Annotated in this window: 17 protein-coding genes; all 17 read right to left on the bottom strand. The window is 44.4% G+C overall.

Annotated elements, in window-relative coordinates; all coding sequences use genetic code 11:
- Positions 1-47: 47 nt before the first annotated feature.
- Positions 48-1,184 carry a glycosyltransferase family 4 protein gene (locus tag On2M_RS07980; RefSeq protein WP_210904604.1) on the bottom strand — a complete coding sequence of 379 codons (1,137 nt, stop codon included), beginning with the start codon at positions 1,182-1,184 and terminating at the stop codon, positions 48-50.
- Positions 1,174-2,205, bottom strand: a complete 1,032-nt coding sequence (locus On2M_RS07975; protein ID WP_210904603.1) for a glycosyltransferase family 4 protein — start codon at positions 2,203-2,205, stop codon at positions 1,174-1,176. The genes On2M_RS07980 and On2M_RS07975 overlap by 11 nt, the downstream gene beginning before the upstream one ends.
- Positions 2,205-3,062: a glycosyltransferase family 2 protein gene (locus tag On2M_RS07970; protein ID WP_210904602.1), complete on the bottom strand. Its 858-nt coding sequence runs from the start codon at positions 3,060-3,062 to the stop codon at positions 2,205-2,207. Before On2M_RS07970 ends, On2M_RS07975 begins: the two co-directional genes overlap by 1 nt.
- Positions 3,043-4,416, bottom strand: coding sequence for an O-antigen polysaccharide polymerase Wzy (gene wzy, locus On2M_RS07965; RefSeq protein ID WP_210904601.1), 1,374 nt, complete (start codon positions 4,414-4,416; stop codon positions 3,043-3,045). Before wzy ends, On2M_RS07970 begins: the two co-directional genes overlap by 20 nt.
- Entirely contained in the window at positions 4,406-5,659 is a 1,254-nt protein-coding gene (locus On2M_RS07960) for an oligosaccharide flippase family protein (protein WP_247604925.1), read from the bottom strand. Before On2M_RS07960 ends, wzy begins: the two co-directional genes overlap by 11 nt.
- 236 nt (positions 5,660-5,895) lie before the next feature.
- A complete protein-coding gene (locus tag On2M_RS07955) occupies positions 5,896-6,648 on the bottom strand; it encodes a glycosyltransferase family 2 protein (protein ID WP_210904600.1) in 753 nt (250 codons plus the stop codon).
- Between the two features lie 634 nt (positions 6,649-7,282).
- Complete coding sequence (locus On2M_RS07950; RefSeq protein WP_210904599.1) at positions 7,283-9,169, bottom strand: nucleoside-diphosphate sugar epimerase/dehydratase; 1,887 nt, start codon at positions 9,167-9,169, stop codon at positions 7,283-7,285.
- 38 nt (positions 9,170-9,207) lie between these two features.
- Entirely contained in the window at positions 9,208-9,768 is a 561-nt protein-coding gene (locus tag On2M_RS07945; RefSeq protein ID WP_210904598.1) for a sugar O-acyltransferase, read from the bottom strand.
- Positions 9,761-10,804, bottom strand: coding sequence for a glycosyltransferase family 4 protein (locus On2M_RS07940; RefSeq protein ID WP_210904597.1), 1,044 nt, complete (start codon positions 10,802-10,804; stop codon positions 9,761-9,763). The genes On2M_RS07945 and On2M_RS07940 overlap by 8 nt, the downstream gene beginning before the upstream one ends.
- The gene (locus On2M_RS07935; protein ID WP_210904596.1) at positions 10,804-11,748 is read right to left on the bottom strand and encodes an NAD-dependent epimerase/dehydratase family protein; all 945 of its coding nucleotides are present in this window, start codon (positions 11,746-11,748) and stop codon (positions 10,804-10,806) included. Before On2M_RS07935 ends, On2M_RS07940 begins: the two co-directional genes overlap by 1 nt.
- A 396-nt stretch (positions 11,749-12,144) precedes the next feature.
- On the bottom strand, positions 12,145-13,038 hold the full coding sequence (galF, locus tag On2M_RS07930) for a GalU regulator GalF (RefSeq protein ID WP_210904595.1): 894 nt from the start codon (positions 13,036-13,038) through the stop codon (positions 12,145-12,147).
- 165 nt (positions 13,039-13,203) lie between these two features.
- Complete coding sequence (gene wcaM, locus On2M_RS07925; protein ID WP_210904594.1) at positions 13,204-14,598, bottom strand: colanic acid biosynthesis protein WcaM; 1,395 nt, start codon at positions 14,596-14,598, stop codon at positions 13,204-13,206.
- Positions 14,599-14,609: 11 nt separating this feature from the next.
- Positions 14,610-15,830 carry a colanic acid biosynthesis glycosyltransferase WcaL gene (wcaL, locus tag On2M_RS07920; protein ID WP_210904593.1) on the bottom strand — a complete coding sequence of 407 codons (1,221 nt, stop codon included), beginning with the start codon at positions 15,828-15,830 and terminating at the stop codon, positions 14,610-14,612.
- The gene (gene wcaK / locus On2M_RS07915) at positions 15,827-17,107 is read right to left on the bottom strand and encodes a colanic acid biosynthesis pyruvyl transferase WcaK (protein ID WP_210904592.1); all 1,281 of its coding nucleotides are present in this window, start codon (positions 17,105-17,107) and stop codon (positions 15,827-15,829) included. Before wcaK ends, wcaL begins: the two co-directional genes overlap by 4 nt.
- Before the next feature lie 23 nt (positions 17,108-17,130).
- Complete coding sequence (gene wzxC, locus On2M_RS07910; RefSeq protein ID WP_210904591.1) at positions 17,131-18,609, bottom strand: MOP flippase family protein; 1,479 nt, start codon at positions 18,607-18,609, stop codon at positions 17,131-17,133.
- Position 18,610: 1 nt separating this feature from the next.
- Positions 18,611-20,005, bottom strand: a complete 1,395-nt coding sequence (wcaJ, locus tag On2M_RS07905; protein WP_210904590.1) for an undecaprenyl-phosphate glucose phosphotransferase — start codon at positions 20,003-20,005, stop codon at positions 18,611-18,613.
- A 53-nt stretch (positions 20,006-20,058) separates the two neighbouring features.
- Positions 20,059-21,429 (bottom strand): colanic acid biosynthesis phosphomannomutase CpsG, encoded by a 1,371-nt coding sequence (gene cpsG / locus On2M_RS07900; RefSeq protein ID WP_151219758.1) that lies wholly within the window; start codon positions 21,427-21,429, stop codon positions 20,059-20,061.
- Positions 21,430-21,469: the final 40 nt, after the last annotated feature.

The raw sequence follows: 21,469 nt of genomic DNA, 5'->3' as shown, positions 1-21,469 counted from the left end.
GGTAACTAAAATATTCATGTGGCCTCTTTGTGAAAAATATAAATGTGCTACGCAGATAAAATTTTTAATTCATTTCCAGAAAATCGCTCGGAAGAGTAATATTTTTCGTGTATTAATTGAATGACTGCCTTATCAAAAACATTATTAGTGACATTATTTGGTAAAGGCTCAGCAACATCGTTAATTAACGATACACACTCTTTATTATCTATTATATCTTCATATCCGATCATCGTGTGCCTGCTGCCATAAATATGTAACCCGTAAGATATAGCCTCAGCAACCTTTGTCTTCATTCCACTCCCCAAGGTCAAAGGAGAATAAAAAATGTCACAAGAAGATAAAAGTGATGACATTTCCGCGCTAGTTAAATCTTCAAACATATAAATATTATCAGGCACTTTAAGTCCCAATGAAGACAATTTTCGCCCAGCAAGCACAAAAATGAAGTCCTTGTTATTTGTGGCTGTATCCAATACTACTTTTGCAGCTTGTACATTAGGGAAAAAGTCAAATGATGCAGTAAAAATGAACTTACGTCTAGGGTCACATTTTAATAATTCAAGTTTAACTAAGAATTCCACCGACTTGAAACCATTATTTTCTTGTTTTTCAAAAACCACAGGTATAATTAAGCTCTTTACATTTTTCAGCCGATAAAAGCGTTCAATCTCTTTTTTGTCATGTTGAGTAATATATGTTACTAGATCCGCAAACTGTAGGCCAAGTTTTTCATTTAGCTTTACAAGAATTCTTTCGAAAGCTGTGCTTATGGTTGTCTTTTTCTGCTGTAAGAGATGATATTCAAAATTATCAGTAAACAAAATGAATTTCTTTTTTGGGAAAAGAAACTTTAATAAACAGCAGATTATACCAAGCCGTGAGTTATGCAAGCCTATAATATCATTTAGACGGCATATGCGAATAATGGAAAAGAGATGAACCATATAAAAGGATGGCAGAAGAAAAAATCTTGAGATTACATCTTGCATACGACCTTTAGAACAAGAAAAATGCTCCTTAAAGGTAGGCGTAAAGTTTTTCACTGCATTTTTTTTATCGATGAGTGTAAGCTCTAACTTTTGTTTTTTAAGAAAGGCAACCAGCGTACGCAAGTATAATCCACCACCTGTTAATTCATTGTAAGAATTTATTGATATCAGACAGAATTTTTCAACAGCCATTTTCGAAAGCCTTTTTCATTATATCTTCGTAGTGATTTTCAGAGAAAACATTTCGTTGCTCGTAAATATCTCGCCTTAATTTAAAATAATTAACATCCGACTGATTCATTATATGGCCAATCTTAGAAATAAGTTCGTCTTTGTTTTCAACCATGAAAACACCTGGATGCCTGTCTGAATACAGTTCACTTATAGCCCCGACATCGTATCCTACTACAGGTGTGCCACAACATAGTGCTTCAACTGTAACAAGCTCAAAACCCTCATACATTGAAGGTAAAATTAATAATTTAGCCTCTTTAAAAACTTGTGGCATCGACTCATAAGGAACACCAATACTAAATGTAACGTTATTTAAGACAGTTAACTCTTCTGGCGGAGGTATACTCGACACCAGATTAAACTGAAATTCAGGATGTGCACTGCAGATATCAATGAGTTCGGCAACGCCCTTTCCTTTTTCAAGCCGTCCTACAAAGGTAATGTACCGCTGAATAGTCACTTCATCTTCGGTAAATTTATTTAAATTGATATAGTTTCTAACTACATCAATTTTACTAGTATCTACGCCATAATATTCCTTCCATTCTCTTTTTACTCTTCTGGATACCGCCCAAATTTTTTTCGAAAATCTTCCGGCACATCTTTCATAGAAAGCTATGACCCCGCTGCCAGATAATAACCGAAGATTTCTTTTCATTATTGTCTGTGAGTAACATTTCATATTACCATGTGCTATTAACAGATCATTGCTGTAAAATGGCGATGAATATCCATGCGATATTACGGTAAATTTATGGCCGAAGATCTTTTTAAAAAAGAAATAAAATGATGTTAAGAGAGGATACAGTAGGACCAGAATTTTTTTATTAGTCACAACCCTTGTCAAACGAAAATAATTTTTATCAGCAAGAATTACTGTATGATTTAACTTCTGCAGCACTCTTTTTTGTTGTGAAACTACTCGCTCCACACCTCCCTGACCACCATCGCCATTAAATGCAGCTATATAAATAATCATTAAAGAAACTTCCTTGAGAATGAGGATAACTTTGAGTAAATAAAATAAAGCTGGCGATACAATATCGTGTGGTTATCGTTGGTAACTTCATTAATTTGTTGATTAAATTTTTTTAAGAACCGATAATTATTTATTACACTCTCATAATGATATTTAAGTTTGTTAGCTGTTCTTGCACCTCCAGTAGCCTGTTGTGGAGGTAAATTAATTAATAGCGCCTGGGAATCATAAACAAATTTATATTTCTGCAAATACAAACTTAACATGAAATCTGTTTCTTCCCGATAACAATTTCCGGTATAAATTTCGCTAAAACGTGAATTGCCAATAAGTTCGCGTCTGACAAGTATGAGTGCTTGCGCATAAAAACACTCCACCGGGCTCTCTAATTCAGCAGTAAAGCTAAATTCCATTTTACTTAGGTCACTTACAAATCTGCCTTCGCGTTTATGCCGCGCAATACATTGTGTAAACTCAGTCTCATTATTATTCATGTAAAGAATTCTGGCACCAACAATATCTGCGTTCGTTTTTTTCTTTGTGTCTAACATTCTTGCAATTGTTCCCTCCTGCAAAAATGAGTCATCATCACCAAAGAAAATATATTCCCCTTTCGCAATATCTAATCCGCGGTTCTTTGAAAAAGTTTGTTTCTTATTTGTGTCGTTTTCAAGCACAATCAAATTTGGGAATTTATATTGCATTTCCAATAGCACTTCACGAGTATTATCAGTCGAGCAATCATTGATAACAATGACTTCCTGTACTTCTTCCTGAAAGTACCCTGGTAAAATTTTACACAATAAATGTGCACGATTATAACTAGGTATTATCACACTAACATTTTTTTTGATCATATCCTGACACTCTAGTTTTGTAATTTGAGTATAAAACTATAAAGAATGCAACAAATATACTTTTCAGCAAATAAGGGAAGAAGTATAACAATGTTTCTCTGGGAATAAAGAATATTGGTGGTAAAATACTAAAATAAACAAAGTATATCAGTGGGTTTTCTTTTGTAAACTTTTCAGAACTATTCAATAGCAGCAGTACAAGTAAGGGCATTATTAGACATCCAATAAGCCCCATTGCCAACAATGATTCAGAAAGATAGCTCCCACCTAACCCATATCCTTCACTATATAGTTCTGGATTAGCTGTGGCAGATGCCAGATTGCTATAACTAATTGAGGGCAGCTCCACTCCAATACCAAGAATAGATGTCACCGTTATGATAATCTGACTAAATAAATATGAAATATTGGATATGCCATCAACCATGTGAAGTTTTACACTCTGGAAAACTGTGATGTAAGACACTCCCATTCCATATAAAAAATCCACTATTGGGTTATTTCCCTCCAGCAAGGCGATAAAACTACCACCAGACCGCCACATAGAAATGAACTCACTCAAAGCGAAAACTATCAAGAAGACAATCAGCATTTTTGCAATGAGCTTTTTATTTCTAATTTGAATATCGTTGTAATAAATGCAGATTACTGTCAGCAAAAATGTTATAAATTCCCCCCTACTTCCCTTTAGTGAACTAAAGGCAGCTATAATAACTGCCACCAGAAGAAAAGTTTTCCTGACTCTGAATTTCTTAAAGAAGGCACAGATCAGGAAAAAAGAGTAGTAGAACAGGCTAGAAAGAAAATTATAACCAAGCGGTACACTTATATTATTCTGATAGATACCAACATAACTATTTGATTCTATATAGTAGAAGAAATAAAGCCCCTTCAAGACCATTCCTACTGAACCCAGAATGAAAAGTATAAACAGGAACTTTAAAGAAGGTGCAGAATATCGCCCTCCACACTCAGAGACATGACAGGCCCGAGTGTTCTTACTAATAACTAATGCTATAATATATCCGAAATACATTAGTGAGATGGCATAATTAGCATATGCAACATTATCGTCCATGTAACCAGTGATAAACCAATCCGCAATACGAAAATCATAGTTGGTAAAAACTGACAGGAATGGCCTACATCCTAAAAAAACAAACGAAGATATAATCAGGAGACTGGCAGGGGAAGTAACTTTATTACATAAAAAGGATACAATGAAGACTGTTATAGTAGCAACAACCAAAATATAAGTCGATCTAGCCACATTGTCGTCAACTAAAAATGAAACTACAAGTATTACCAGAAGGCTAACATACACAACCAAGAGTGGTGTTCGCTTAAATTGCACTGTTGCTATCTCCTTTCCATTTTCGTTTCGCAACGCAGGCTAAAAATATAAACACCAATAACTCACCCAGAAGATTCAATGCGACTCCACCGAGCACATTGTAATTATTAATCATAAACCATGATATTGAGACAACAACAATACCGGACATAATGTTAGCGGTTCTAAGCAATCTGACGTTATCTGTTGGTATTAAAAACTGTACGCCAAGTACATTATTAAGAGATGAGAATATCGTTATTACGGAAGATATCGCAATTATTGTAAAAGAAACATTCACATTACCAATGATCCGGGCTGTAACCTGTCCAAATAGAAGATAACAAACACAGGCTATTGAACTTATTGTTAAATGAATCACCAGGCTTTGCTTAATTTTTGAAGTGAATTCAGTTTCGCTTGTTGTATGTTGCTTCGAAACCTCTGAGAGCATGTACTGAGAGACAGGAACAATTAAGCTTTGGCAAGCAGCAGTAAGCTTTTGTACTATCGAATAAATACCTAAACTGACATGTCCACAATAATTCCCAATTAATATAGGTATTAAGCTACCATAGCTAATTGTTCCTAACACACCAACGAAAACGTTTCCTGCTTGCTTAATTTCTGAAAGGCATTGTTTATGTTCAAGCTGTCTAATATTGATCGGAAAAGTTCTTTTCCTGACATAAAAATAACAAAGGAGCAAACTCCCATTCTGCAACAGGCTAATAATGAATAAATTCTTTCCGTCACATATTAAATAAATTAAAAGCGAGAAAAATAATAATACACGTGTAATTATTTGGCATGATGATAGGAATTTAAAGTCTCCTAACCCCTGAAATAGCCATAAAGGAGTAAATACGTTCCCTATCGCACATAAAAATACTGATGCAATATAAATAGGTGAAGATTGTATAAAATTCAACAACGATAACAAACTTACTGTAACCAAAGCAAAAATAAACAATATGCTTTTCAGAAATATTATTGTCGTATGGTATATATGTAATTCTTCTTTATTATTGCGATATCGAGCTGCAGCCACTGGCGATGTATAGGTAAATCCAAAATCAACGAATAATGAAACCACTTGATATATAGCTGTAATGTATATTAGCTCACCATATTTATCCAACCCAATGTGGCTAATAATTATAGGGATAATGATCACAGGAGCAACATAGTTAAACAATTGTAAAATATATAGACCCAAGAATACATCTTTGATCATTTTCTTTTTATTGGCAAAACTAGACAATTTTTTATCCTGCGTTTTTAATTCCAGAAAAGAATTAATGATAAACCTAGCAATTTTTTTACTTCTAAATACATTAAAGCAAATTTATGCCCTAGGCGAATAATCAATGCAATGGCATTTGGGCCTCAAAACTCATCGCTGATGTACTACTGCTTGTAGCCTGTTATACATTTTTCTACAAAACAGCGTAACACATCCTGCAATAAAAATCTTAGGATAGTTTATTATTAAAACTATTAATTTAAAAATTTCTTTAACAGCCCCCGAAAGGCATATTGAGAGAAAAAATATAACGCAGGGAATATTGATAATTTTAATTCTCTCCTATAGATATTCCACGTCCATCGAGCAGCAACCAACTTATTAGCTGATAATGATTCCCTTGAAACCCTATATTGTGCAAGACATTCTTGTATGCATTGGGCATAATTAGTTGCTCTTAATATTTCCAACCACATTAAGTAGTCCTCATGCCCAATACTCTTTTGATAAAACTTCCCTAGTTTCTTTGCATTATAAATACCAGTTAAATTCGCGATGTAGTTTTTGCCTAGCATCATTTTATAAGTAATGAATTGTGGAGCGTTGACTTCAGCCATCTTTTCACCTTTCATATTAATAGTGCTATAATTGGAACAAACAACATCAATATCACCTGTATCGAGTATATTTAATTGTTTCTCTAGTTTCGTCTCACTCCATAAATCATCTGAATCGCAAAATGCAATATACTCCCCCTGCGATTTTTCAATTCCAACATTCCGTGTTTTTGCAACTCCCAAATTTTTGTTATTCTTAAAAATTACAACCTTGCTATTTGTAGAATAAAGACTCTCTAATAGATTTAGAGTCCCATCAGTACTACAATCATCAATGACATATAGCCTTATATTTTTGTAAGTCTGATTCATTATAGAATCAATCGATTGTACAACTGTAGATTTCCCATTGTAAACGGGCATGATAACCGAGACTTTTTCACTTTCCATATCATTGAATTCTTTTTTGTTTCAAGATCGATTTTACACAAACTGGCAAGTAACATTAGTATTTGTAACTTGCACTAATATCGTACTTTATTTGTGATGAATTGGACCAAATGGAGCTTTGTGAATATAAAAATCACAGCTGCACTGGCTCTTTAACGTGGATTATACAGAACATGGCGACGTATTCGCTTGTACGTTTAGCCCACGTTTTGAAAAAAACTACCGGAAGCGAGTAACAACAATTAGAAATTGAGATAATTACCCGAAAAACGATTTGCTTTCCTTGTTCTGGTGAACAGCATGCATAGAAGCCAGTACTTTCTTTGAGGAATACACGTTCAATTAATGTAAGTCACTACCGCATTTACTGGTCTTCGTCGGAAAACGTGTAGCATATATTCGAAATAATATCAGTATCTAAAGCAGAACGATGCCAACATTTTGCGCAAGTCTACTCAACCATGTTTATCACGTAATCCATTATATTATTTATAATATTCAGAAAAGCGGATAAAACCTTTACCACAATGACGCTAATATACCCCCTTAAGGTCAATAGTAATTGCCCCTCGTAAAATCGGCTTTATTGTTTTTTATGCATCCAGCCAGATCTTCTTCAAGCTCGATTCGTTACTTAACTAATCCTTTCATTCCAGAGCAAATCACAGATACCATCGGTTGGATTGAACGCCGCAGGTGCCCGCAACAGTATTTCACGTACGCACTCATAGTCGAACTCCCGGCAGGCGGTATCCAGTTCAGCAAGAAGTTTACTCATTTCACTCCACGGCAGCATAACCTCATTTGCAGTCTTTATGCGAGGATGCTGCGTAGTAGAAACGTTGTTGCCAATGAGCAATTCTTCATAAAGTTTCTCACCCGGACGCAAGCCCGTTGTCTGTACCGCTATATCGCCGTAAGGATGTTTATCATCGCGAACAGATAGCCCCTGCAGCGCAATCATACGGTGCGCAAGGTCAATAATTTTCACCGGCTCACCCATGTCGAGAACAAAAACATCGCCGCCGGTTCCCATCGCTCCCGCCTGAATCACTAACTGAGCCGCCTCAGGGATAGTCATGAAGTAACGCGTGATATCTTTATGAGTCAACGTTACCGGACCACCAGAAGCAATCTGTTTTTCAAACAGCGGCACAACCGAGCCCGAAGACCCTAGCACGTTGCCAAAACGAACCATGCTGAAGCAGGTTTTGCTGTGTTCCTTCGCTAGTGCCTGCAACACCAGCTCAGCGATACGTTTGGTCGCACCCATCGTATTTGTAGGCCGTACTGCTTTATCAGTGGAAATTAAAACAAAGTTTTCCACTCCGCAGTTCGCCGCCGCCTGGGCACAGTACAAAGTACCGAAGATGTTATTGCGAACACCATCAAGGACGTTGAACTCAACAAGAGGCACATGCTTATAAGCAGCTGCGTGATAAATCGTATCAACCTTGAATGCATTAATTAATCTTTCGAGATGCTCTTTATCCTGCACGTTACCAAGAATTGGATAAATCTTCACCTGCAAATCCTGGCTGAGATTCAGATTACGCAGTTCAGAATCAATAGAGTACAGTGAGAACTCTGACAGCTCGAACAGAATGATCTGATTGGGCTTATTTTTGATTATCTGCCGACACAGTTCGGAGCCAATAGAACCACCGGCACCGGTCACCATAACCGTTTTCCCGTTGATATTACGAGACACTAATTCTGGAATTGGAGAAACCGGATCTCGCCCCAGCAGGTCGGTGATGACCACTTTGCGTAACGCATCGATCCGCGCTTTACCTTCTACCAGGTCGACCATCCCAGGAATAGAAAGCACTTCGCAGGGTAAACCTTCCAGTGTCTTAATCACTTCATTCTTTCTGGAACGACTAGCACTTGGCATCGCAAGCAAAATTTTCTTCGCTTCGTATTTCTCAATCAACCAGGCCAGTTTTTCTGGTGCAAAGACGCTGACTCCGTGAATAACCTGCCCCTGCAGGGCACGGTTGTCATCGACAAAAGCGACCGGATAATATTCATCCATCTGGCTCAGCGCTGGCAGCAACTGACGACCCGACGCCCCAGCACCGTAAATGACGACTCGGGTGCCCCGCTTCATGCCGCGGTTTACCAGCATTCGCATTCCGAGTCTTGAACCGGCAATAAGCAATAATCCAAATGAGAAGTAAATGAATGGAATCGTTCTCGGCAGATAAAGATTGGTATAGAACGCCGCAATAATCAGCAATATCGACGATATAAACATACCAACTGCTACGACCAGCAGAATCTTAGCCGTAATATAGCGAATAACTGCACGATACAGCCCCAATCTGACAAATATTGCCAAAGTGACGACGATTATTGAAAATATCAATAGCCAATGCGACGTACTATATAATGGTGTCAGTGAATCTATACGTACCCAAAACGCAAACCAGAATGCGCATAAGAGCAGTACCACATCGATAGATAACGTAATGATTCGTTTTATTGGTCTTGGTAAAGATATTAAATAAATTAGCATACTAAAAACTAGTCGCCTCGTTAAAGCTTGCCTTCAGTTTATAAAACAGTACCAGCAGGACACACTGAGTAATCGTCCACTTTTGCATTATAACCACCCACTGTACCAGCTTGCAGAAAAGCTGATTTCCCAATTTTAGCACTTCCTGCAAGATGAACACCGACACCTAAATGAGCAAAATCGCCGAGAATAGAATCGTGATCTACCGTCGAATGACTATTTACAATTGAAGCCACACCTAATTTTGCATTAGCCCCCACCACTGCTCCTGCTAATATCACTGAACCATCAGCTATCGTTGCCGATGGGCTGACAAATGCAGACGGATGTATAAGAGTGGCAGGTTGGATACCCAGGCTGATAACCTGCAGATAGAGTTGTTCCCTGACTTTATTATTTCCAATGCCAATAACGACGTTATTAGCATTGTTGATGTGTAATGGTAGCTCTGAAATTTTACCAATGATATATTTGTTGGTCTCATGGCAAAGGGAGGCATTATCATCGAGAAACACAATATCCGCATAGCCCAGTAGTCTGGCCAATTCGCATAGTGTGCGTCCATGGCCACCAGCTCCCAAAATCATCAGGTCATGCATTGACGTTGCTCTCTTTATCTTTCACGCCAGCACCACATTTAAATGCAACAAAGAATAGTGGTAACCAGGCGATAATCAGTCCCACAAAGCCATCAATTTTGGCATCTGCTATTAGATAAGCAATTGGCAAGAGCCAGAGCAGGTTAACGGCGATCGCCATCATCGTCACCGGAACATGACTGCCATATTTCCGGGCCAAGATCTGATAACCATGGCTCGCATGCGCCTCGTAGACTTTCTTCCCAGCCACCACTCTGCGCAGCAGTGTGGTAGTCGCGTCGACGATGAAGACCCCCAGCAAACATAACTCTGCAATAAAGAAGTTTGAATCGACTTTCGCGATATGGAGGATCATCAGCCCGATGGTTATACCGAGGAAACCGCTCCCGGCATCCCCCATAAAGATTTTGGCAACCGGGAAGTTCCAGACAATAAAACCTGCAGCAGCGCCAGCAAGGGCAAGCGTCAGCTGATATATGCTACCAGGAGCAAACGTATACTGGTTGACGACCATTAACAACGCACTGCTTGCCGCAAAGGTGATCGCTTCCGAACTGGCTAAACCGTTAATTCCATCCATGAAATTGTATAAATTCAACATCCAGACTAAATAGAAGCAGCCCAGAATCATCCCAATCCATGATAATGAGAGATCGTAACCAAACAGAGTAATAATCGGGAAAGATCCCAAGAAATATAGGCCAATTGCCGCAGCCAGAAAATGCATCATCAGACGCCAGCGTGCCGCAATATGACCGTGGTCATCCAGGAACCCGATTACTGCAACAATTAACCCCGGAATGAACAAACCTAAGAAGCCATCTACCGTCAGCGCGTTGCTGAAATAAAACCACACCAGCGCGGCTAAAAGCGTCAGGACAATAGCCACCCCCCCCCCACGCGGAGTCGGCACAGAATGCGAACTTCTCTGGTTTGGTAGGTCAATCACGTTATGTTTAATCGCATAACCGCGTAATCCCCAAGTCAGTGCACATGACACTAAAAATGCGAATATTACGATCCCTAAATTCAACATTATTTATTACCTTCGATATAATACTTCGCCGTTTTTTTCATAGTTTCATGCAGTGTGATCGGTGGTGCCCAGTGCAGTTGCTCTCTCGATTTACTGGCATCAACTTCAAGATCACCGAATAACTGATCGTAAATTCCACCTTTACCCACGGCCGAAAGTATTAATTTCAGGACGCTCTTCGGGAAATAGATAATTTTTGCGTGAATACCCATTCCAGTCGCAAAGGCGTTAATCATATCCTCGGTTGAAGGTCGCTCTGCATCGGCGAGCAAGTAGAGTTGATTTTTCGACTTCTCATTTACGACGCATTCTTTAATAAAGCTGACAACGTTGTCCAACGACACCAGCGCACGTTTGTTTTTGACGTTTTTAAACGGTAATGGCAGATTTTTCGACACCAGTTTTAACAGTCGCTGAATATTACCTGGCGCATTTTCACCACAAATCAACGCAGGACGGACAATAGTTAACGCCATTTCGCTTTTGGCAAAGGTTTGCCGCAGACTTTGCTCAGCCTCAAGTTTAGAAATGGCGTAGTCAGAAATTGGCCAAGGCTCTGACATTTCAGTGAAGGGGGTGCCTGAGGTGGCATTGCCGTTCACCCCAATCGAACTGACAAAAATGAAATGCTTAACGCCGCAGATGGCGGAGTCTTTAGCCAACTTCAAGGTCGCGTCGTGGTTAACACGACGAAATTCCGCTAACGCATTCTGAGCATTATCATTCAGGATATGTGCCCTTCCCGCTGTATGAATGACGGTATCACATCCTTGCAAAAGGTTTACCCAGTTGGTTTCAGCTGAAATATCACCCAGGTTGTAAATTCCCTGTTCAATATCTTCCTGCTGACGCGTTGTTAATATCACCTGATGCCCCGCTGATTTCAACGCCTGGACTAAAGCAGTACCAAGAAACCCGGTCCCACCAGTCACTAATACCTTCATTGCCGTCCCCTATCTGCTCGATCTGATAGTTTTTAACCACGATATGTTTTATCAGCCATCAAACAATGTTTTACGTTCATTCGCAAATGCGAGATATGCTACCGCCCCTGGCTCAAGAGCTACCAGTGCACTAAACACATAGAAAGTCTGCTGCCCTGCTGCGTTTTTACGCGGTCAGAACATGTTAAAATTTGATGATGTATTGTGGTCCTAATCGCACTTTATGACAAGGACAATTCCTGTGTACAATCATCGAATATAAATACAACTGTTTTTTTAGTGGTTGATTTAAATGACAAAACGGCAGCGGCATTTTAAAAACCCGTTTGGTTTTTAAATACCCAACTGCCGTTTATAGTTATACATTTAATAAATTCATAGCATCGCTACAGAGCCCTACTCAGCCAGTAACTTCTCAATGCTCTTACGGAACTTCGCTCCTTCTTTCAGGTTGCGCAGCCCGTACTTCACAAACGCCTGCATATAACCCATCTTTTTACCGCAGTCGTAGCTGTCACCCGTCATCAACATGGCATCAACAGACTGTTTTTTCGCCAGTTCTGCAATGGCATCTGTTAACTGAATACGTCCCCAGGCACCTGGTTCAGTTTTTTCCAGCTCTGCCCAGATATCAGCAGAAAGCACATAGCGTCCTACGGCCATGAGATCGGAATCCAGCGTTTGCGGCTGATCCGGTTTTTCGATGAACTCAACGATACGGCTGACTTTTCCTTCGTTGTCCAAAGGCTCTTTGGTCTGAATAACCGAATACTCAGACAGATCGCCCTCCATGCGCTTAGCCAGCACCTGACTGCGCCCGGTTTCGTTAAAACGAGCAACCATGGCAGCAAGGTTGTAGCGCAGGGGATCTGCACTCGCATTATCAAGAACAACATCAGGAAGCACCACGACGAACGGGTTGTCCCCAACAATTGGGCGAGCACAAAGAATGGAATGACCCAGACCGAGCAGCTGTGCCTGACGAACGTTCATAATAGTCACGCCGGGAGGACAAATAGACTGTACCTCGGCTAATAGCTGACGCTTAACACGCTGCTCAAGCAGCGATTCGAGTTCGTAAGAGGTGTCGAAGTGGTTCTCAACCGCGTTCTTAGACGCATGAGTCACCAGAACGATTTCTTTGATACCTGCAGCTACAATTTCGTCGACAATGTATTGAATCATCGGCTTGTCTACGATCGGCAGCATCTCTTTAGGGATTGCCTTCGTGGCTGGCAACATGTGCATCCCCAGACCCGCTACCGGAATAACTGCTTTCAAATTAATCATTAAGTCATTCACCTATTCATTAGTTGCTGAATTATAGCTTTTTAGCTTGTTTTAGCCAGTATGAATTACATTGTACAGTTGCCGCGTATGTTACGCCGCTTATCTGTAGAATGCAGTAATCTTAAGCTCAAGTATGTGCAACTTAAGCCAGGAATGGTCGCAAAGTTACCTCTCCTTCCCCGGCAGTCGAAAATTCACCGCTTCGACATTCACTACCTGATGGTTTACCCGGTCAATGTCAACTGAACTTTTCCCTGCTTCGTTGACTGCATGAACATTGGCCAGCGAGAGCAGTGTGTCCTGTTTAGCCATAAACTTACCGCGCACATCCTGGCGTAGGTCGAAGTGCATCTTAAGCGCGGGCCCCGTAGCTGATTGCTGCATCACCTTGATATTTCGTAAAAAAAGGTGCTGCGGTTGGTTGTGTAACTCAAGCGTGGCATGTTTCATCTCCACATTGGTGATGGCCACGAATGACGTTGCATTACCTGAGGAGATCTGAATGCCGCGTAATTTGTATTCACGTTTGGTGTTATCGAGATGAATATTATTCAGCTTAAAGTTTTGTGGAATGGATAAATATCGCCCTTTGATAACGCCGTATCCAATAAGCATACCTGCGCTATTCTCCATATTTACATTATCAATGACGAAATTATCGCATCCATAAATCGCGACCGTCGCATTGTCAATGCCCGCTTTCTTACTATAATCCGGAGTGATATTTCGCGCGGTTATATTACGAATGATAAAATGCTTGCCGTTCTCCACATGGACTAACTGTCGACAGTCGGTACCAGTGATGTTCGCCACAACAAAGTTTTTTACCGCCAGTCCATCGGGGTAGGTATTGTCATAGGTACTACCCGCCAGCCCGATGCCGATGCCCCAGTTCACGTTGCCGTTGGTACAATTGATACGTTCGATGACATGGTCAGAAATGAGGATGTTGCTGTCGTTGATCGCCACATTCCACTCAATGGCATCGCCTTGCAGATCGCTAAAACGGCTGTTCGTGATCTTTACGCCGTCCATTCGGTTATGAAAACCCTGACGCAAAATCCCATAGTTAGCGCGCGAGACAGTAATATCATCGATAATCAGATTACGCATCAGCCTTGAGGTTTTACCGCCGATATAGATTTGCGTCACCGGACCGAAACCACTCATGGCTATTCCTTTTATTACACAGTCCGAACCGCGTATATCCAGGGTAACGTTCCTCAGGCTCCCGTCCTGCTCGCCCACAACTTTGCATCCATCCTGCAGAACAAAGCGACCACGGCCATTGCCGCTGATTCTGCCTTGCAGGTGTAGCGTTTTGCCTGGAGGAATAACGATAGCGGTATTGAGATCCTCACATTCCAGTCCATATGGTACGACTACCGTTTGTCCTTCTTTGAACGCCTGCCTGAAAGAGGCCACCCAATCCTGTGGGTTGTAATCCTGAATGTTGACGCTCCCCGATGATTCAAGCGCGCGAACAACGGGAGTATGCAGTACGACAAGCGCAGAGCCTGCCGTCAGAAAAGTACGGCGTGAGAGTTTGTTCTCTGACATACAACCTCGATTTACATCGTTTGCAGCAGACTGGCTAACTGTTTATTGATCACTACCTGATTAAATTCATTTTCAATTTTTTCGCGCGCGCACTGCACAATCGACTGTACCTGCTCACTGTCGAGCAGGCTAAATGCCGCTAAACGTTCTGCCAGTGCCTGCGCGTCGTTTTCCGGTGCCAGCCAGCCTGATTTACCCGACTCGACCAGCTCCGGGATCCCGCTGTGAACAGTGGAAATCACCGGAATACCCACCGCCATCGCCTCCATCAGCGCCACCGGGATCCCCTCCATGTCGCCATCCCTTCCGGTGATTGAGGGCAGCAAAAAGACATCCGCCTGTTCAAGCATCTGCTTTACCTGATGACTGGGTTTAAAGCCGGGCATCTCAATCATATCATCAAGCTGATATTGCTCGATCAGCGTCCGCAACCGACGCTCCCACGGGCCAATCCCCAGAATGCGATATCGAAATGAGATGCCCTGCTCTTTCAACTGACGACAAGCTTCGATGGCGAGGTGCAGTCCTTTTTTCTCGGTTAACCGGGCGACAGAGATTATTTCCAGCGGTGCGGCTGGTACTTTTAGTTGGCGAGGGGTAAAACGCGTCATATCAATACCCATACGCGAAACCGCGATTTTTTGCGGCGGGCATCCCATGTTTTTTAAACGTCCGGCCCAGAGATTGCTGATGGGTAACATCAAATCTCCACGTTGAAACAGCTGCTGATACTCAGGGGTATAGCGGGTAAGCACATCCCGATGCGAAACATCGACGCCGTGAAATACCGTAGCGATTTTTCCGCGGATCATCCCAAGCTCACGCAGCTTAGCGGCCGTTACGCCTGCTGGCCCAAAATGAGCAATAAAGACATCCGCTTCAAACGCCCGCGGATTCCCGCCGCATATGGCGGCCAAAATCAGATTGCGCGCTTCCTCGCCATAGCGTGCAACATTAAGCGCTTTCCAGGTCGCTGCGCGGGTGAGACCGTGCAGAGCCGCCGCCGCCCTATATTTCAGCTTCGCCAGTTTGCTTTCCGGTTCATTCAGCAACCAGCGCGTTTTTTCACCCAGACGGCAGGTATTAAAGGAGGCATGAGTATTTTCAAGATCGCCCTTCTGCAAAGCGACAATCTCCACGTCATAGCCCATATCGATAAATGCGGTTATCTGATTGAGTACAAATGTCTCGGAGGAGAGCGGAAATTTAAGCAGGAAAAAACCAATCTTCATTTTTCCCCCTCAATACGCGTTAAAACCGACTGCACCATGCGTACCCCACGTTCGCGCTCGCGCATAACCGCTTCGCCGAGACGTATGCGCAGCTCAGGTAACTGTCCGAGAGTATCGGCAACCTTCCCTTCCAGACTGCCATCGAGAAGATGACGAATATCAACAGCCATCTCCGGTAACCCCAGTTGTCGCATGATCCCAGCCGATTTGTGCTCGTAGTTAATGGCGATGGCAGGCGTCATAAAATTCATCGAGATGATGGCAGAGTGCAAGCGAGTCCCCACCGTCAGATCGCATGCGCCCAGAATCTTCCCCATCTCCAGATCGTTAAGTTCATCCATCACCACGTGGTATCGGGTAGGATCGTTAACATACTGGCGCAGGTTTAACGCCACCATGCGATCATCTTTGTTGTAACTATCAATACCGGTGCAGGTTGACAGTGCAATCACCTGATAACCTTCATCAAGGATGCGGTTCGCCACCCCGGCAAAGGCTTGCTCATAGGCCTGCTGCGTTGTCCCCAGACGCTTATCAAAAGGCGCCAACTCACGCAATGTAATGGCAACGGTCTTCTGTTTAGCCGCCATGTCTAACCAGTGCTGTACCGCATAACCGGGCTCAAAATCCTCATGATGATTGTCGACCAGCCAGGCCGTATCTACGCCTGTTTCGACTTTATCCGTGATAATTGCGCTGCGCTTCATCAGATCCAGACTGACGGATTCACGTAAAATCAATGCATTACAGTGGCCAAACACGTAGTTCGCCAGTTGATTAAACTGCTCATCCTGGAATGGCCCCACGCTGTGACCAATCATGTACAGCGGTTTTTTCGCCATAAACGAACACAGGGCATGTTCAAACTGCGGCACACCATACAGATCGACAAAGAACGATCCGCCGACCTGGATGATGGCGTCATAGCGCGACAGCAGACGAACAAAATCGGTAAAGCCCTGGGCGATAGCGATATTGCGCAGATTACCGGAATCGGTAACACGCGAGAGCAGTACCTGATGCTGATAGCGACGACGCAGCACTTTCTTCACGCGCCCCATAACACCCGCTGCGTTGTTGTGTTGCTTCATCTGCAAATACAGCGGGTCGCCCATCACCGGGCGGTTTAGCAACCACGAAGAGCTCACCGGGTAACGACTCATCACATCCACTTCGGTCTCGGGACGCAACGCGTTAATGGCATCCAGCAAACCGCGCAGGATCGCGCTATCCCCTCGGTTCCCGCAGGTATGGTTGCCTAAAATTAGTAATTTCATTATGACCTCTTAAAACGTTGTTCTTATCCCGCACGGAGCAAGGTTTTCATTTTTTCACTGCGACAGAGTTGGCGTTTTATTTCCACCACCAGCGGATGGCGCGACAGCACGATCATTAGCGCAAACACCAGTGCTCCTGCCGCTATCTGGATCCCCAGCAGCGCGCTTAATGGCACCTGGTTACGCAGGGTTAAGCCCAACGCATAGCTCACCACAAGGGTTGGTAAGGAGAGATACAACGGCAGCCACAGGCTGAGCATGTACTGACGGTAGCTGGAGCCAAGAACAGGTTTGATCATCACGAAGTAGCTGAGGATCGTGTTAATCACCTGGACCAACAGAAAGCCCAGCGTCACGCCAATCGCCCCCGCCAGATGACCGCCAATGAAAATGGCAGGAATAAACAGAAAGGTTTTGAACACATTGAATTTGAAGCTGATATCGACCCGGGCTTTCGCCATCAAAAGCGATCCTATTGGATTCCCCACCGAGCGCAGCAGACCCACAATGCACAATAGTTGCAGGACCGGAATAATGCCGTTCCACTTATCGCCGAATACCAGCGGCACCACGTTATTCGACACCACCATCAGTCCCAGTAGCGCCGGGAAGTTGATAATCCCAACCACTGACAGCAGCTTGTAAAAATTCACCCGTAGTTTTTCGCTGTCGTCCTGGATTTTGGCAAACGCCGGAAACAGCACGCGGGTGATAATCGGGTTCAGTTTGATCGGCGGGACAACCGCCACGTTCCAGGCGAGATTGAATCCGCCCGCCACGCCAGCTCCCAACGTGCGGGCTAAAACCAGCGTGGAAAGGTTGGTATTGATGTAATTGATGATGCTGTCTGCCGTCAGCCATGCGCCAAAACGCAGGTTCGACGAAACGGATGCCAGTGAAAAATGCAGCCCGGGTCGGTAAATCCGGCGGCCAAAATAGCCGAACAGCAGCGTACGTAGCGCACTGTTCACCAGATACCCGAGAATGGCCGTCAGCGCGAGCGGCCAGAAATGGGCGCTGACCACGGTAAAGGTAAATCCAGCCAGCACCGAACTGGTTTCAATCATGCCAATTTTGTTGAAGGCCAGCTCTTTTTGCATCAGCGCGCGAAACTGCTGCCCGTGCGGTATCACCACAAACGCCAGTGATAAGGTTTTGATGAGCGGTGCCAGTTCTGGGTTATTGAGCACATGGGCAATCGTCTCGCTCAGCAAAAACATCGCCACGCATACCACGATACCCAGCCCAACGTTTAGCCAGTACAGCGTCGTCAGTTCCAGATAACCAATCTCTTTGCGTTGAATAATTGAGTTGGCGATGCCGAAATCCGACAGCGTATCGGCCAGCGCTATGATCACCAGCGACACGGTTAACAACCCGAACTGGTGGTTATCAATAATTCGCGCCAGGACAGTCATCTGAATAAGTCCGAGGCCAATAATGATCACCGTGGCAATCGCCGACCACTTTGCACCATTAAGCGTTTTTTCTCGTAAGCTCATGTTAATACGCCGCTTTGTTAACAAAGCCTTTGAATATCGTCAGAAAAACAATTTTGATATCGAACCACACGCTCCACTCGCGAATGTATTCGAGGTCAAACTCCACACGTTTCTCCATTTTTTCCAGCGTATCGGTTTCACCGCGCCAGCCGTTGATTTGCGCCCAGCCGGTAATACCCGGTTTCACCTTATGGCGTAACATGTATCCCTCAATCAGTTGGCGGTACTGTTCGTTATGCGCCACCGCATGCGGACGTGGTCCGACGATAGACATCCCTCCCGTCAGCACGTTAATAAACTGCGGCAGTTCATCAAGCGACGTCCGACGCAGGAAATTCCCCACAGGAGTAACGCGCGGATCGTTTTGCGTCGCCTGCGTCACCACCGCATCGTTTTCCATCACTTTCATTGAGCGAAACTTCCAGACTTTGATCGGCTTCCCATCCATGCCGTAACGGGTCTGGCGGAAAATCACCGGTCCTTTGGAAGTCAGTTTTACCAGTAGCGCTATGCCACATAGCACCGGGGAAATAAGCAGCAGGATCAGTGAAGCCAGCACGATATCTTCCGCGCGCTTTAACAGACGATTAATCCCCGAGAGTGGCGTGTCATACAGCGGCACCACCGGAATGCCGTTCATCTCTTCAATCCGTGAATGTAGAATGTTGAAGGTAAACACATCAGGAATAAGGAGCACTGAACAGGTGGTATCGGCCAACTCGCGCACTAATTTTTTGACGCTGGCACCATCGCTCATCGACATGGCGATATAAACGTTATGAATGCGTGAGGCTTTAGCGTCATCCACCAGTTGTTGCAGATTACCGGCCCAGTCGCGGGAGTTTTTCCCAGGGATTGGATCGTGATAGACACCCGCTACTTCAAATCCCAACCAGGGTTCATGACGAAAGCTGTCCAGCAGCATTTGTCCGGCGGGCAGCTCGCCTGCTACCGCCACCCGGCGAGTGTTGTAACCGCGATTACGTAGCCATCCTGCACCGTAGCGAATAAATGACCGGCTTAACACCAGGCCAACGCTTGAAAGCAGATACCATGCCAGCCAGACGGCGAAGCGGTTATCGAAATCGTTATTGAAGGCGATCAGACCTGCGCAAAAAATCAGGCTCAGCGTCCAGTTTTGCAGCAACAGCACCAGCTCAGTGGATATTTTGACGCCGCGCCAGGAGCGGTAAAAATCTGTTATCCCCCCGAGCATCTGAAAAACCACCAGCGTGATCAACGCCACCAGCAGGTGCATGTACAGGAAAGGCAAACCGCTTAATTCGCAGATTATCCACAACCCGCCAAACATGATGGTGATATCTGAAAAGCGTTGCACCATCGAAATTAACGACGCATTGGTTTTGGCGCGTTCGCGCTTTTTTAGATGTGTCATCGTGGTTCCTGTTAGTCACCCTTTGCCCACATCGGGCAAAGGAAGCACCGGCATTACTGATTCAGCAACGCCAGAAGAGTGCGCGTTCGCGCTTCCATCAACGGAATATCTCCGCGCGATTCCACGTTCAGGCGCACTACCGGTTCAGTATTGGAAGAACGTAAGTTGAAGCGCCAGTCGACAAACGCCATGCTGATACCGTCCGTTCTGTCCACCGTCAGCGCCTCACGGGAAAAGTGTTGCTCCACGCGTGCTATCGCTGCCGCCGGCTCTGCCAGCGTACTGTTTATCTCTCCGCTCGCCGGGTAGGCCACCATACGGTCGCGGACCAGTTCGCCGAGCGAAAGTCCCTTCAGACACAGCAGTTCAGCCACCAGCAGCCACGGGATCATGCCGCTGTCGCAGTAGGCAAAATCGCGGAAATAGTGATGCGCGCTCATTTCGCCGCCATAAATGGCATCTTCGTGACGCATCCGCTCTTTGATAAACGCGTGCCCGGTTTTTGACATCACCGGTTTACCGCCTGCCGCCGTCACCACGTCCACGGTGTTCCAGGACAGACGCGGGTCGTGGATAATTTTCGCCCCCGGATTCTTCTCCAGGAACGCTTCCGCCAGCAGGCCGACAATGTAGTACCCTTCAATAAACTGACCGTTTTCATCGAACAGGAAGCAGCGGTCAAAATCACCGTCGAAGGCAATCCCCATATCCGCGCCGTATTCGATCACCGCATTGCGCGTATCTGCCCGGCACTCCGGCAGCAGAGGATTGGGAATACCGTTGGGAAAGTTGCCATCCGGCGTATTGTGAATTTTGATGAACTCGACCGGCACGCCCAGCGCCTTAAAACGGGCCTCAATGGCGTCAACTACCGGACCTGCCGCGCCGTTGCCGGAATTGAGCACCAGCCTCATCGGTTTCAGGTTGCCGGTATTGATGTAACCCAGCAGATGGTCAATGTAGGCATCGCGGGTAGTAATGCGCTGGTAGCGGCCACGTTTCGCCTCATCAACCGCCGGGAAGTCATTTAATTCCGCCAGGCGCTGCACGTCACGCAGACCGGTATCACCGCTGATGGGCCGAGCCCCTTCCCGCACCAGCTTCATCCCGTTGTAATCCATCGGATTATGGCTGGCGGTCACTTCAATTCCGCCGTCAATACCCAGGTGAAAGGTGGCGAAATAAATCTCTTCGGTGCCCGACATGCCGATATCCAGCACATCCACCCCCGCATCCTGGAGGCCTTTCGCCAGCGCCAGCTTTAGCGCCTCGCTGGTCAGGCGCACATCGCCGCCCAGAACAATCGTTTTTGGCTTCAGGAATTCGCCGTAAGCGCGACCAATACGCCACGCAATCTCTTCATTTAACTCTTCGCCCAGTTGGCCGCGGATGTCATACGCTTTAAAACAGGTCAGTTTTGTCATGATTTACCCTTTTTCAGGCAACAGGAGGCCCTGACTCTTA

Origin of the sequence: Citrobacter sp. On2M, from assembly GCF_018035235.1 — a bacterium.
GTDB classification, from domain to species: domain Bacteria; phylum Pseudomonadota; class Gammaproteobacteria; order Enterobacterales; family Enterobacteriaceae; genus Citrobacter; species Citrobacter meridianamericanus.
The sequence above is the reverse complement of the archived record's forward strand: the minus strand, read 5'-3'. Positions and strand labels throughout refer to the sequence as shown.

Coding starts and splice junctions, on each gene's coding strand:
- On2M_RS07980 (WP_210904604.1), bottom strand. CDS start 1,184: ATGGCTGTTGAAAAATTCTGTCTGATATCAATAAATTCTTACAATGAA.
- On2M_RS07975 (WP_210904603.1), bottom strand. CDS start 2,205: ATGATTATTTATATAGCTGCATTTAATGGCGATGGTGGTCAGGGAGGT.
- On2M_RS07970 (WP_210904602.1), bottom strand. CDS start 3,062: ATGATCAAAAAAAATGTTAGTGTGATAATACCTAGTTATAATCGTGCA.
- On2M_RS07955 (WP_210904600.1), bottom strand. CDS start 6,648: ATGGAAAGTGAAAAAGTCTCGGTTATCATGCCCGTTTACAATGGGAAA.
- On2M_RS07950 (WP_210904599.1), bottom strand. CDS start 9,169: ATGCTAATTTATTTAATATCTTTACCAAGACCAATAAAACGAATCATT.
- On2M_RS07945 (WP_210904598.1), bottom strand. CDS start 9,768: ATGCATGACCTGATGATTTTGGGAGCTGGTGGCCATGGACGCACACTA.
- On2M_RS07940 (WP_210904597.1), bottom strand. CDS start 10,804: ATGTTGAATTTAGGGATCGTAATATTCGCATTTTTAGTGTCATGTGCA.
- On2M_RS07935 (WP_210904596.1), bottom strand. CDS start 11,748: ATGAAGGTATTAGTGACTGGTGGGACCGGGTTTCTTGGTACTGCTTTA.
- galF (WP_210904595.1), bottom strand. CDS start 13,038: ATGATTAATTTGAAAGCAGTTATTCCGGTAGCGGGTCTGGGGATGCAC.
- wcaM (WP_210904594.1), bottom strand. CDS start 14,598: ATGTCAGAGAACAAACTCTCACGCCGTACTTTTCTGACGGCAGGCTCT.
- wcaL (WP_210904593.1), bottom strand. CDS start 15,830: ATGAAGATTGGTTTTTTCCTGCTTAAATTTCCGCTCTCCTCCGAGACA.
- wcaK (WP_210904592.1), bottom strand. CDS start 17,107: ATGAAATTACTAATTTTAGGCAACCATACCTGCGGGAACCGAGGGGAT.
- wzxC (WP_210904591.1), bottom strand. CDS start 18,609: ATGAGCTTACGAGAAAAAACGCTTAATGGTGCAAAGTGGTCGGCGATT.
- wcaJ (WP_210904590.1), bottom strand. CDS start 20,005: ATGACACATCTAAAAAAGCGCGAACGCGCCAAAACCAATGCGTCGTTA.
- cpsG (WP_151219758.1), bottom strand. CDS start 21,429: ATGACAAAACTGACCTGTTTTAAAGCGTATGACATCCGCGGCCAACTG.